The sequence below is a fragment of the Winogradskyella sp. 3972H.M.0a.05 genome, assembly GCF_040493455.1.
Lineage (GTDB): Bacteria > Bacteroidota > Bacteroidia > Flavobacteriales > Flavobacteriaceae > Microcosmobacter.
Genome location: NZ_JANFDA010000006.1, coordinates 139,698 through 153,114 on the forward strand (window position 1 = coordinate 139,698; position 13,417 = coordinate 153,114).

General features: G+C 34.3%; 10 protein-coding genes and 2 tRNA genes. 3 read left to right on the forward strand and 9 right to left on the reverse strand.

The features are described from left to right. Window positions 1-18 precede the first annotated feature (18 nt). Window positions 19-1,203, forward strand: a complete 1,185-nt coding sequence (locus NCE97_RS12895) for a hypothetical protein (protein WP_353779689.1) — start codon at window positions 19-21, stop codon at window positions 1,201-1,203. A gap of 115 nt (window positions 1,204-1,318) precedes the next feature. Here the strand turns inward: NCE97_RS12895 and NCE97_RS12900 are convergent, their stop codons facing one another. The 3 genes from NCE97_RS12900 to NCE97_RS12910 all read right to left on the reverse strand — a co-directional run bounded on the left by NCE97_RS12900 (window position 1,319) and on the right by NCE97_RS12910 (window position 4,756). Continuing rightward, window positions 1,319-1,729, reverse strand: coding sequence for a hypothetical protein (locus NCE97_RS12900; protein ID WP_353779690.1), 411 nt, complete (start codon window positions 1,727-1,729; stop codon window positions 1,319-1,321). Next, entirely contained in the window at window positions 1,726-3,342 is a 1,617-nt protein-coding gene (locus tag NCE97_RS12905) for a hypothetical protein (RefSeq protein ID WP_353779691.1), read from the reverse strand. The genes NCE97_RS12900 and NCE97_RS12905 overlap by 4 nt, the downstream gene beginning before the upstream one ends. Before the next feature lie 223 nt (window positions 3,343-3,565). Then, on the reverse strand, window positions 3,566-4,756 hold the full coding sequence (locus tag NCE97_RS12910) for a site-specific integrase (RefSeq protein ID WP_353779692.1): 1,191 nt from the start codon (window positions 4,754-4,756) through the stop codon (window positions 3,566-3,568). A gap of 153 nt (window positions 4,757-4,909) precedes the next feature. Here NCE97_RS12910 and NCE97_RS12915 point away from each other — a divergent pair, with 153 nt between their 5' ends. Next, entirely contained in the window at window positions 4,910-6,241 is a 1,332-nt protein-coding gene (locus NCE97_RS12915) for a hypothetical protein (protein ID WP_353779693.1), read from the forward strand. Window positions 6,242-6,562: 321 nt separating this feature from the next. Here the strand turns inward: NCE97_RS12915 and NCE97_RS12920 are convergent. The 5 genes from NCE97_RS12920 to NCE97_RS12940 form a co-directional block, all read right to left on the reverse strand. Beyond that, window positions 6,563-6,636, reverse strand: a tRNA-Asp gene (locus tag NCE97_RS12920). Window positions 6,637-6,708: 72 nt separating this feature from the next. Continuing rightward, window positions 6,709-7,638: a DUF58 domain-containing protein gene (locus NCE97_RS12925; RefSeq protein ID WP_353779694.1), complete on the reverse strand. Its 930-nt coding sequence runs from the start codon at window positions 7,636-7,638 to the stop codon at window positions 6,709-6,711. A 3-nt stretch (window positions 7,639-7,641) separates the two neighbouring features. Next, on the reverse strand, window positions 7,642-8,184 hold the full coding sequence (locus tag NCE97_RS12930; protein ID WP_353779695.1) for a ClpP family protease: 543 nt from the start codon (window positions 8,182-8,184) through the stop codon (window positions 7,642-7,644). Window positions 8,185-8,257: 73 nt separating this feature from the next. After that, a complete protein-coding gene (trxA, locus tag NCE97_RS12935; RefSeq protein WP_353779696.1) occupies window positions 8,258-8,575 on the reverse strand; it encodes a thioredoxin in 318 nt (105 codons plus the stop codon). 127 nt (window positions 8,576-8,702) lie between these two features. Next, complete coding sequence (locus tag NCE97_RS12940; protein WP_353779697.1) at window positions 8,703-10,094, reverse strand: dipeptidase; 1,392 nt, start codon at window positions 10,092-10,094, stop codon at window positions 8,703-8,705. 105 nt (window positions 10,095-10,199) lie between these two features. Here NCE97_RS12940 and NCE97_RS12945 point away from each other — a divergent pair. Beyond that, window positions 10,200-10,281: transfer RNA gene (locus tag NCE97_RS12945), tRNA-Leu, on the forward strand. Between the two features lie 68 nt (window positions 10,282-10,349). Here NCE97_RS12945 and NCE97_RS12950 read toward each other — a convergent pair. Further along, window positions 10,350-13,400: a sensor histidine kinase gene (locus NCE97_RS12950; RefSeq protein WP_353779698.1), complete on the reverse strand. Its 3,051-nt coding sequence runs from the start codon at window positions 13,398-13,400 to the stop codon at window positions 10,350-10,352. Window positions 13,401-13,417 lie beyond the last annotated feature (17 nt).

A 13,417-nucleotide genomic window follows, 5' to 3' on the forward strand; every position in this document is an offset into this window, starting at 1 on the left:
CTAATAAAAATTAGAGTCATGTATAAAAAAATTATTACACTAGTAATCGCCTCAATAATTAACTTAAGTTTAATCGCTCAAAGTGATATAAAAAAATCAACTTCAGAACAAATAAAAGAAGAAAGAAATGCTGAACTTGAAATTAAAGATTCAATACTTAAACAAATTGATATAGATATTGAGAACCTAAATGAGCTTTTAAACAAATCCAAGAAACGTAAGGAAAAACTGGAAACATTAGAAAAGCTCCATTTAGCTCTTGAAACAAGAATTAAATACCTAGAAGAATATCCAAAAACCAAAATTAAATTTAATGGTCAATTAGCATTTACTGAGTTATTGAGCATTCAAAGAGATATCAAGCCTGCTGATTTATTTTCACAATCTCAAATATTCTTTACAGAGCTTGACAAAATTAGTAACGTTAATCAATATCACTCTTTTACTCACTGGCAATCCGAATATTACAAATTTTATGAGAGAAGAAAAGGAAAAAGTGATTTTATAGAACTATTAAACAACTCTATTAAACTCATAACAGACACTTCAAATGACGTCCCATTATTTGGATCTATTTTTCAAACTGCTGTTTCCGGTATTTCGTACTTACTTACATCATTAGGTAACCGTGACAAAGACTTATTACAAAAAACTCCTGACTTAATTCTATTATTAAATTCCATTAGTCAATTTGAACAACAAAAAGAAATAATTGATTTTGAGTGGCTAACAATCAATGAAGATCTTGAACAACTGAAAAAAGAGAATAATGAAATATTGATGGAACAAATAATTTATTACAACTTAAGCCTAAAAGGATTAGAGAAATACCTAAAAACTACCATAGAAGCTGAAAGAGATGAATACAAATTTGAATGCAGAGAATCTATTGCAAAAAAGCTCAATGAATTGGACAACACCCCTGAGAGCAAATGGCTGGCTGAAGTAGAAACATTCATGTATAGAGTTCAATCATTGAGACTTAGATTTGGCGAATTAACACATAGAATGCTTGCAAACATTGAGAATTACGAAAAAATAATTAAAGCATATTCTAATAATTCAATATTTCCATTAGAATTTACTAATAGAATTAATAGTATAGGAAACTCTCTTTCTTTAGTAAGATCAAAGTTTTATGAAACCTTTAATCCTGATAATTATATAAAAGATTCAGCAATAATGTATTTAGGTAGAATGTAGAAGGCAATTAAGAAGCTTAAATGTATCTATTTCAGGTTCTCTAATTCCAAAACGATACTTTTCTGCACTATTTCTCCATAATGCTCTTGAGTAGTTTGAATTTTTGAAAACCATATCAATCTTCGTAGAGAGACTTGATAATAAACCCAAGATAAACTCCAAATAAACTTTCAATAACACCTAATAATCCAATAAAGTTTTCTACCGGGGTAATTGTCTGCCTATGTATTAAATAGAATACCGACACCAAAAATATTATTGGTATAATGGTAGAAATTACCAGATATTGAGAATTTATATTTTTTGAGTGCTTTAATGATTTATTCTTGTTTTTTATCACATAAGATATAATAGCAGTTGTAATCATCGCCAATACAGGCACAATAGTTGACATTGCAGCTTGAAAATCCTCAGAACTAATCCATTCATCATTTATATATCTTAATTTAATTAGATATCCAATTATTATAAAGTGTGATATAATAAAAAAATAGCTTAGAAAAATTTTTAGTTTAACCTCTTTCATTCCTTGATAACATATGATTTAAATAATTCAAATAAATTACTTCCATATTCTTTAACATCCCTATTTAACACATCAACGCTAAAATCATTTCCTTTATTCTGGATAAAATCATAAGTTGGATTGAACTTTGGATTGCCATTTTTAACATACTTCCCTGAAATATTAAGCAGAAGAGTTATCAGCAAATTATCAGAATCATAATTTTGAACAAATAATTCATACTGAATCTCAAAATTTTCCCAAATCCTATTATCTCCGGTTATAAGACCATTTACACATTTAATTATTATCAACTTATTACTTTTAATAAGATTAAAACTTTTTGAGGAAAGAATTTGTCTATAATTTTCTAATAAAAAAGACTCAAATTGGCTTTTGTAATAACTTTCTAAACCTTTTAACTTACTAACTCCAAAGTCAGGATTTAACCTTATATCTTCAGATTTACCCTCTCTTGATGGTCTAGCAGTCGAAGTATAATTAACATTTCCCCTTTTCAACTTTTTTGTTTTTGGAACTTTGAACGAATATCTATCAAAAGGCCTCTCAATGAAAAAAACCAATGTATTGGGATCATCTATCCTAAAATTCATTTCTTTGATCATTTTCAAAGTCAATTTGTTTTGGGCGTCTGTTACACGCCATTTTTGTTTAAATAAACTATCAAACTTCCTCTCTGTAATAGATGCATAGATTCTAATTTCATTCTTAGATGCTAGTTTTTCTTTATTATTAGCAATCTTCAAACTATCCTTTATTTTATTATTAGAGCTCTTATTTTTTGAACCTTCCTTAACAATTTGATTAGCCTTCATTCTTTCTTTCCTTATTCTCTCACGTGCCGCTAAGATTTCTTCTTTTCTTGCCTTCAATTGCCTTATCCTTTCTTCCCTACGAGAAAGCAACGAGCTTATATTGGCCTTTTTTGCGTCACGTCCCATTTCACCAACTAATCTTGAGGAAAACATCAAACTATCAAGCTCTCTTTGCTCTTTCTTAGTCATTTGATCATAAACCTGTTTAATCACCTTAGATCGCTTAATTTGAAAATACCTAAAGTAGGAAGTTCTTGGACTACTAATCGTAAAGCTCCTATTTTCTTTATCTAATGAAAGGACTCTTTTGAGAATCGCAAACTGATATTGCATTAATGAATAATTAATTATATCATCATGATCTAAAAGAATTATCTCTATTTCAATATTTTTCAGTTTATTCTTCAAATCAGAAAGCCCTCTCATTTGAAACAAAGCACTATACAAATCAAAAACATCTTCATCCTTAATACTATTCAAAGCATCCTCAATCAAACTTTGTTCATAAATCTTTAAGAATAACGTCTCAAGACTATTATCCCTATCACTAATGTTAATGACATGATACAATGTAATTTTCAAGTCTCTCATTGAGTCAGAAATTGTGACATCGTACAACCATGCGAGACTTCGTAAACTAAGTTGATCCTCTTTATAACTCAAAAAAATCCTTGAGTTAACATTTTCAAAATCCTCATTGAATAGCATTCCAAACTTCCCATCTGTTTGAGAATAACTCCTTACTTGAAATACAATCGTTAACACGCAGATTATGTAAATTATCTTTTTAGGAATCATATGGCAATCAATAAAATTCATTGTTAAACTATTATTTTTCATCTAATTGATAACATCGCCTGTCATAAATAAATTGAATAATAAGATTGGGGTCTATATCTAAATAATTATAGAACCAGAGATAATAAAGAGTAATAATGACTTATAAAACAATCATTAGTAAATAGGAGACTCTAATATAAACAAAGTCATTGTTATCTGAAAACTACAGCCATCAAACAATTTAATATCTCAATTTATGAATTGCCGTTTTAATTATTACATCACTAATTTTCCCATAATACTCTTGCGTTGTCTGGATCTTTGAATGCCCCAATAACTTACTTACTATATCCATAGGAATTCCATTATATAACAAAATAGTAGTTGCAAAGGTTTTTCTTGCAATATGATGGGTAAGATTTATATCTATACCTACAATAGAAGCTATTTCCTTTAGATAGGCATTGAAGTTAGTATTAGAAATACTATTGAAAACATTTTTAGAATCCATATGATAGTATTTATCTCTAATCTCTTTTGCCTTTGGTAATAAGGGGACTTTATAACAACGCTCAGTCTTCTGTCTCTTTACAGTTACCCATAGCTCTCCATCAAAACCTACAGCTATATCTTTTTGTTTTAGATTCTTCATTTCCTTAAACCCTAAACCAGTATAACAGCAAAAAATAAATAAGTCTTTAATATATTCTAAACGCCTTGTCTTCATTTCTACACCTTCAAGTTTTTTAAGTTGTTCAGGAGTTAAAGATTTCACCTCCTTCTTAACTGATTTGACCTTATATAGCATAAAAGGGTCTTTGATTAGATAATCTTCTGAAATAGCATACTTCACAACCCTCCTAAAGCGCTGAATAGCCTTATTTAAGGTGCTTTGCTGCAGTTTCTTTTCTGTCTTAAGGAAATATTCATATTGATCTAAAAAACTGCTTTTAAGACGCTTAATTTGGATGTCATTAGACTTGAATTTATGCTTGATAAAATCCTTTAAGTGTACACCAGATTCTAAATACTTCTTATAAGTGACGTCTTTGATATCTATACCAATTAATTTCTTGATTCTATCACTGTGTAGATTATAGACTTCCATAACTCCAAACTCTCTTTTATTGGTTTCTCCTTTATACTGTCTGTATATGTCATCTACATTAAACTCTGTTCCCTTAACCTGTAAGAACAAAAAAGCCTGACTAAGTTTTGTCTTAATCAGGCTCAATTGTGTATTGACTAGTTCTGCATCAGGTTCTGGTGGTTCTGCTCTTTGTAGTTTACGATTCCAATGCTTTGGATTGATGAATTTTCCTGTAGAAAAATCCTTTCTAACCTTTTTGTATGTTATTCTACATCTTATTGGACATAACCCTCTTGAGTTGGTCTTAGCAGAATACAACATAAATAATATATTTAATTTCATGATTATCAATAATTTAATTATTTTATAAAATGGTACACCTTGGAAGAAAGTGGTACACCAAATGGTACACCTTTAATAAGTGAAAAATTTATAATATTTTTAAGTGTTACTATCCCCTTTATTTAATTGCTTACAGTTTTTTTAATTAAGATTATGAGTAAGCTAAACGAAGAAGATTTAATAAACATAGAAGCCCGTTTATTAGAGCAAGAACATAGACCATTTACATTACTTAAGAATTTCTTCAACAGAAAGAAATGGGATGAAAATGATCCTAGAAGGAAAGCAGTTAAAGTAGCGTTAATTTGGAGATTAATGTTCTCTCCTGGAACTGTTGCTGCAACTGGAGGGTTTATTGCTCTTTTATCCTTAGTTGTTCTCGTTTGGCAAACAAAAGTGTTAATAAAACAAACAGATGTTCTGCTAGATCAAAACTTAAAAATAGATTCACAAAATGATAAAATAGAAAATCAAACCTACTTGATTGAAGCCCAAAGAAGATCAACTCTCCAATTTGAAATTTCTGAAATATTAAATAGACTGGATTCTGAGCTTTCAAAAGAAAATATAGAAAGAAACATCTCACAGAAATTAAAAAGCAGGATAATTGCTGCAACTATAGCTATGAAGCCATATAGAAGTTATGAAAATGATAGTCTCTTGCCTTCTTACAGCTATGAAAGAGGACAACTGTTTACTGCTTTATTAAATAGTCAAGCTAATGAGATAGATATTGATGAGATTTTACTGTATGGTAATTTTAATAACATGTATTTAAAAAATGTCTTTATTGGTAATAGATCATCAAAAGATGAGCAGAATTATTGGGAAATAGACCTATCTAACAGCTTAATTTCAGAAGTTACTTTTTTCATAAACAGTTATCACTTTAAATGTAATAATTGCACCTTGAGTAAAACTAATATCCAGGGATTAAATAAAATAATGTTTTTTGAAAATTCTACTCTAGAGGATATAGTGTTTACACAATATCTTTCTTTTGACAATTCTGAGCTTGTCATTAAAAACACCCAATTAGAGAAAATTAAACTTGAAATTAAAGACGCCAAGCATAATAATATCAAGAAAAGTTGGGTAACAATTAATATTTCGGGGGAAGATTCCAAATTTAAAAACATAGTTAGTGATCATAACCTTAATTTTATTAATGAGGACTATTCTAAAATCAATATGGAGTACATTTTTTTAAAAAACAAACAAGCTATTAAGTTTAATACTTCGCCCTTGCAGGATGAAGTATTCGATACAAGTGATTACTTTTATATACATAATATAATTCTCTATAAAAACGATAAAATAAACTACGAAGATTATGGGCTTCATGTAAAAGTGTTTGATAATTCAAGTAATTTTAGTGAACCTCTTTATCTTACCAATTATATAAGAAAAGATTTAAGGAGTCCTTTCAAGATTGAAACTGATATTAACTACCCAATTCAAGTTTTGCATTCAATAAAAAAATGATTCTGATATGATTTAATATTAATTTATGCTATTAAATTGATAAACGTGTTGGTTAGAATCATCAGCTAAAAAGTTTGAGTTGAATAAATGGATTTGAGCTAACTAAACACCCTATTTATAGGTGTTGTATTTACCACCCTCCCTAAAAACAAAAAAGCATCCCAATTTTCACTGAGTGAAAAAAGGAAAGCTTTCCATCGGTAAGTCCCAAATCATTGGGTTTCTTACTACGTTATTCCGGCTTTCGCCGAAATAAACAACACAACTAAATTTTAGTGCTAAAAAAAGCTCCAACTATGTTGAAGCTTTTGGCAATGTTTGCGGTCTGGACGGGACTCGAACCCGCGACCCCCTGCGTGACAGGCAGATATTCTAACCAACTGAACTACCAGACCGTTGCACTATTGCGGATGCAAATATACACGGCTTTTTTTATATCGCAAACCTTTTTGATTATTTTTTGAGGTCTAAATAAACTTTTGTCGCTCTATCATATAGGTTGTCAAAATACTATCAAATCCTCTATTGATATCGGCTTCGACATACTTTATCCTATACTGACCACACTTCAGTCTAAGCTCGTCGAAATAATTGCTCACCGCTTCTTCATAATTTGCCTTAATATTATCGGCATACAGGTTAATGTATTCACCTGTTTCAACATCAACGAAGCGTTTTGGTTTATTGTCAAAATCAAAGGTTAACTCTTTACTTCTATCAAAGACATGAAACAAAATAACTTCGTGCTTATTGTATTTTAAATGTCTCAAGGCTTCAAACAACTTTACTTCATCTTCTGAGGTTTGAAACATATCTGTAAACACAAAAATCATTGAGCGTCTATGAATCTTCTCTGCTATTTCATGAAGATAGGCATAGGTCTCTGTTGTTTTATTTAGCGGCTTGGAATCTACAGTTCCTGCTAATTGATTTAGCAGCATCTGGTGATGACGTTCGCTTCCTTTTTCTGGTGCATAAAAATCATATTGATCACTATAAATACTCAACCCAACAGCATCTCGCTGTTTCTTTAGGATATGCATTAATGATGCTGATGCCAATGCCGAAAATGCTATTTTGTTCAAACTATCTATGGAGAAGTTTTTCATCTCTGGATAATGCATTGAACTACTATTATCCAAAATGATATGACATCTCAAATTAGTCTCATCGTCATAGCGTTTTGTGTATAGCTTATCTGTTTTGGCGTAAAGCTTCCAATCGATATGCCTAGTGCTTTCACCTTGATTGTAGATTTTGTGCTCTGCAAATTCTGCCGAAAAGCCATGAAAAGGACTCTTATGCATCCCAGCAATAAAACCTTCAACCACCTGCTTAGCAAGTAGCTCTAGGTTCTTAAATCCTCCTGCTTTATTTAATTCGGCTCGTAAATTCATCTATTAGATAATACCATCGACAATACCATAAGCTACAGACTCTTCTGCGCTCATCCAATGGTCTCTGTTGAAATCTTTAAGTACTTTATCGTAATCTTGTCCACAATTCTCAGCAAGGATTTGTGCACTCAATTCCTTGGTCTTCAAAATCTCTTGCGCTGTAATTTCAATATCACTGGCTTGCCCTCTTGCTCCACCACTTGGTTGGTGAATCATCACTCTGGCATGTGGTTGTATGAATCGTTTTCCTTTTTGACCAACAGACAGTAAGATTGAACCCATCGATGCAGCTAATCCTGTACAAATTGTAGATACTTCGCTATTCAGTGACTTAATGCAATCGTACATGGCAAAACCAGAGGTAACATAACCTCCAGGGCTGTTAATGTATAAATGAATATCCTTAGTCTCAAGACTGTCTAAGTACATTAAACGGTCTATAACATGTTTGGCAGAATCGTCATCGACTTGCCCCCAAAGAAACACCTTGCGTTCTTCGAGAAGCTTACCATCGATTTGATCTTGTATTTTTGATTTTTTACTCATCGTTTTTATTTTCACCTAAAATAAAAAAAGGTTCACCAACGGCAAACCTTTTATCATTTCTTTTGGATTCTTATTATAAAAGTGAATCGATAGCTTCTGTATAAGCGTTCTTTGGAGCTACACCTACTTGTCTTCCTACAACTTCTCCATTTTGAAATACTAATACAGTAGGAATGTTACGTACACCATACTTCGCTGCAAACTCTTGATTTGCATCTACATCTACTTTACCTACGACAGCTTTTCCTTCGTATTCTTCTGAAATTTGGTCAATGATTGGACCAACCATTCTACAAGGTCCACACCATGCAGCCCAAAAATCTACCATTACTGGCTTGTCACTGTTTAAAACAGTTTGTTCAAATGTTGCATCTGTTATCTCTAATGCCATAATCTATAATTTAATCGTGTTTTTTACTTATTTTAATTATGCAATATTAGTCAAAAAATTTGCCAAAGCTTACAATCGTACTATTTGTTTTGCTTATAGGCTGATTGTCAACAATTATAGTCTTATTTTATTTACTCTTAAGTTCCGTAAAGTGCTTATAAAACCAAGGAATGGTTTCTATGCCTTTTAGGTAATTCCACACACCAAAGTGCTCGTTAGGTGAATGTATAGCATCACTATTCAACCCGAAGCCCATCAATATGGTTTTGCTTTCCAATTCTTGCTCAAATAAAGACACAATTGGAATACTTCCTCCGCTTCGTTGCGGAATTGGCACCTTACCAAACGTCTCCTCGTAAGCCTTTGATGCAGCTTGATACCCTATACTATCAATTGGTGTCACGTAGCCTTGACCCCCATGATGTGGATTTACTTTAACGCGCACACCTTTTGGCGCAATGCTTTCAAAATGTGTTTGGAATAATTGTGTGATTTCTTCCCAATCTTGATTTGGTACTAATCGCATAGAAATCTTTGCATATGCTTTACTAGCAATTACAGTTTTAGCACCTTCACCTATATAACCTCCCCAAATGCCGTTGACATCTAGTGTTGGTCGGATAGAATTACGTTCGTTGGTTGTATAGCCTTCTTCACCATAGACTGCTTCGATATCTAAAGCATCTTTATACGCTTCTAAAGAAAATGGTGCTTTAGCCATTTCGGCACGTTCTTCCTTAGATAATACTTCTACCTTATCATAAAATCCTGGTATTGTAATATGATTATTTTCATCGTGAAGTGAAGCAATCATCTTCGTTAATACATTAATAGGATTTGCAACTGCACCGCCATACAATCCAGAATGCAAGTCCCTGTTTGGACCTGTCACTTCAACTTCAACGTAGCTCAGTCCTCTTAATCCTGTTGTTATTGATGGTATATCGTTAGCAATCATACCTGTATCGGAAATCAAAATAACATCATTTGCTAGTTTTTCTTTATTTCTTGGTACAAACCATGCTAAACTCTCCGAACCGACTTCTTCTTCGCCTTCAATCATAAACTTGACATTACAAGGCAATTGTCCTGTTTCCGTCATGTATTCCATAGCTTTTACATGCATGTACATTTGACCTTTATCGTCGCAAGAGCCCCTGGCAAAAATGGCGCCTTCAGGATGAATGTCTGTTGGCTTTATTACAGGTTCAAATGGTGGTGAATCCCATAAATCTAATGGATCTGGTGGTTGCACATCGTAATGTCCATATACCAAAACTGTTGGTAAGTTTTCATCAATTATCTTTTCTCCAAATACGATTGGGTAACCTGGTGTTTCACAAATTTCGACATGATCACATCCTGCTTTATGTAGACTTTCTTTGATGGCTTCAGCAGTTTTTAACACATCTTCTTTATATGCTGAATCTGCACTTATTGAAGGGATTTTGAGCAATTCTACTAACTCGCTAAGGAAGCGATTTTTGTTAGCATCTATGTAAGATTTTATGGTATTCATAATTAAGGTTGAAATTTTCTCAAAAATACAAAATACTAAGTGACATTTTTCTTATGAAAAAGCTATTTGAATTTTGAAACTATTGTTTATATTTGCAGTCCTTTTGCGGGCGTGGTGGAATTGGTAGACACGCTAGACTTAGGATCTAGTGCCGCGAGGTGTGAGAGTTCGAGTCTCTCCGCCCGCACAATATAGAACAAGCTTCTTGGAAACAAGAGGCTTTTTTTCTGCCTTCTTTTGACAAAGAAAACACAATCAATACATTTTTGGCAAATGAAAAACCACCCTTGTGCCCAGTGGCTTTTCTGCTTTCATTAAGTTCTCTATCTTGAACGTGATCTTGTCTTTATTGACAGAGTTGTACAAATGGATTCGCTCTCCCAGTATGTTCATCGCAAAGGACTTATGGTTCAGGCGGTTTTGGTTTTTTTCCCTTGAGGCTGCTCTCCCTATACCATTGTCAACAATCTCACTTACCAGAAAATCCTGTTCTTCTTTGAAGGCTATGCTCAGCACCCTGTCCTCCTCCTTGTGCTTTAAACCATGGTGGATGGAGTTCTCTACGATCGGCTGCAACAGCATGCAAGGGATCTTCATCATGTCCAAATCCATCCCCGGTTCTATATCAAAGTTATATGACAGGTTATTCCCAAGGCGCAACTTCTCCAACTCTATATAGGATTCCAGGTATTGGACTTCATTCTCTAGAGATATACGATCAGAACTGTTTATCTCCAGGGTTAGCCTCAACAGCTTCGAAAACAGCACAAGGTATTTGTTTGCCTTTAATTCGTCCCCCTTTATGATAAGCCCCTGTATGGCTCCCAGAGCATTGGAGATAAAATGCGGGTTCATCTGGGCTTGGGTCGCCTTTGATTCCAGGTCCAGCAATCGTTTCCTGTAAAAGATCTCCTTTTTGAGGTTTAAGTACTTCCTGTAGAAAAAATAGGCCACAACAAATATGAACACAGCCCCCGAAAGAATGATGAACCAAAGCCTCTTGTAAAAAATCTGCTCTACAACCACATCATATCTCAACTGGTTCGTTAGGTCTCCTCTTGATGTGATACCCCTGATCTCGATGGTATACCTATCGGGCTTTAAACCAAAAAGATTCAGCTCATTGGCCTTGCCAAGATCGACCCAGGCTTCATCAATCTCCCTGATACGGTATTGGTATGTAGACTCTTGGTGAGAAACAATATCGTTAATCGAAAACAAGAAGGAGATGTAATTATGGTTGTAGGGAAGCGATATGTGCTGTTTGTTGCCAAAGTAGGAATACCCCAAACTGTCCTTGCCTTGCTCATGCTTTTTTATCCCAACTAGCCATAGCTTTTTCTCTTCCTTGTACGTATCTATACTATCTGGATGGAACCTCACGACCCCATTGATCCCACCGGCAAAGACCTCGCCTCCACTATTGGTAAAAAAAGAACGGTAGTTGAACTCATTGTCGGGCAATCCATCCTTGACCGTAAAGTTCTCTATCGCCCTTGTCTTACTGTCAAATCTCACCAGGCCGTTGAAGGTAGCAAACCAAAGGGCATCCCCAGAATCGGCAATCCCAGTGACCCTCTCGTTCTTTAGCCCATCCTTTTTGGTAATGGAGACGCTTTCTTCAGGGTCTGTGCCTATCTTCTGTATACCGCCTTCGGTCCCCAGCCATATGCCCCCCATTTCATCCTCATGGATCACGCGCACATTATTGGTGCCATTTCCCGAAAAACTGTAATGGGACACCTCATTGGTAACCAGGTCTTTTTTATAGACCCCTCCATTCTCGCCCATTCCCATCCACAAAAACCGCTTGCTGCTGTCCAGAAGGAGCGAGTAAACCCTTTTGTTCGACAAGTTGACGCTATCGCTCAGCTGATTGAAGGGGGCATAGCTATGGGTCTCTGTGTTGAACTTCAAAAGCCCATCATCACTTGCTATCAGCAGCTCTCCAGGGGCCAGTTCCATAAGCTGGTAGGTAGTATTCAACCTATCAAGGGAATCGAAAGAAAAACGCTTTCGTGTATTTAAATCATACCTGTAAACAGCTCCTTTTTCACTTAAGGCCCAAAGGGTGCTGTCATCCTGCAATATAAAGTCATAAAGGTCTATAGGCGCCTTTATTCTAAGTTTTTCAAAGCCGTTGCTGCCCTTCTTTTTTACAAAAAAACTACTATATGCATACACATAAATATTCCCTTTGGAGTCTTCCTGGAAGCTTCTCGTGCTAAAGCCCGGTAGGTGCTTTTCAAATTTCTCCTCTATAAACTTTATGCTCTTTATTCCTTCATCTGTATCAACTATCAGGGTTCCATTGTTTAATAACGAAAAGTCTTGATATTTTGAATAGTAAGTGAAGCTTATAGTACTGTTAAGTTCTACTTTTTTAGACAGGGAAGTATGATACTCCTGCCCAGTTTTTTCAATCTTGTAAAAGAGTAAACTACGCTCTGAGATTAAAAAAAAGTCAATCCCTTGAGAAAAAGAAGGGGCTAAATCTCTGGGGATAATGTTTAGACTCGGTTTGTTAAAATAAATGACCTGTCTATCGATTGAAGGAATATATCCATATGGAATCTTTTCCCCTTCATGAAAGAAATGCCCCGAGGTTCCCTCTGGGAACAATGCTCCATTATCCGTTAAATAATAATAATATTGGTCACTTTCTAAAATGGTCTCCAAGTGCGGTCTTTCGTCGTCTATAGAAACTTTATAGATCCCCCTTACTACTTCATCACTAGATATCCCTCTAAGAATCAAAGCATTGTCCTCTAGGACATCACTGACATAAAACATTAAACCCTCTTCATTTAAAGAATAGACACTTATTTTCTTATCAGCGGACAGACGGTACATATCACTATTAATATTGATAAACCAGAGGTTCCCATCATGGTCATTCTTTATTGAACTAAAATCATTCAACCCTCCTGTGCGCTCATTAATATATGCAATCCAACCTGATTCGCCCGTGAGCGTATTGACAAAAAATATCCCAGAATTTGTTCCTGCGTATATGGTCCCTTCCCGCTCTGAAAAACAGTATACTATTATGGAGTTCTCCCTACTCTTCAAGGGATGATTAAAAGGGATTAATGCACCTGTGCCACCTTGGTCCTTTATGATTCCTCCATAGGTAGAGTACCACAATACCCCTTTTTTGCTCAGATACAAGGTCTTGTTAGTAGTAATGCTATAGCCATTATGGTTTGTGGGCAAGGACGTGATCTTTAGTTCTTGGCCCGCTAATTCCCATGAGAGGAACAAGCTCAAAAAAAGCAGATGGCATATGAAAACTCTTCCTCTCATTGATTACTTTTCAACCT

Excerpts from the sequence above, each read along its gene's own strand:
- NCE97_RS12895 (WP_353779689.1), top strand. The coding sequence starts at position 19 with ATGTATAAAAAAATTATTACACTAGTAATCGCCTCAATAATTAACTTA.
- NCE97_RS12900 (WP_353779690.1), bottom strand. The coding sequence starts at position 1,729 with ATGAAAGAGGTTAAACTAAAAATTTTTCTAAGCTATTTTTTTATTATA.
- NCE97_RS12905 (WP_353779691.1), bottom strand. The coding sequence starts at position 3,342 with ATGATTCCTAAAAAGATAATTTACATAATCTGCGTGTTAACGATTGTA.
- NCE97_RS12910 (WP_353779692.1), bottom strand. The coding sequence starts at position 4,756 with ATGAAATTAAATATATTATTTATGTTGTATTCTGCTAAGACCAACTCA.
- NCE97_RS12915 (WP_353779693.1), top strand. The coding sequence starts at position 4,910 with ATGAGTAAGCTAAACGAAGAAGATTTAATAAACATAGAAGCCCGTTTA.
- NCE97_RS12925 (WP_353779694.1), bottom strand. The coding sequence starts at position 7,638 with ATGAATTTACGAGCCGAATTAAATAAAGCAGGAGGATTTAAGAACCTA.
- NCE97_RS12930 (WP_353779695.1), bottom strand. The coding sequence starts at position 8,184 with ATGAGTAAAAAATCAAAAATACAAGATCAAATCGATGGTAAGCTTCTC.
- trxA (WP_353779696.1), bottom strand. The coding sequence starts at position 8,575 with ATGGCATTAGAGATAACAGATGCAACATTTGAACAAACTGTTTTAAAC.
- NCE97_RS12940 (WP_353779697.1), bottom strand. The coding sequence starts at position 10,094 with ATGAATACCATAAAATCTTACATAGATGCTAACAAAAATCGCTTCCTT.
- NCE97_RS12950 (WP_353779698.1), bottom strand. The coding sequence starts at position 13,400 with ATGAGAGGAAGAGTTTTCATATGCCATCTGCTTTTTTTGAGCTTGTTC.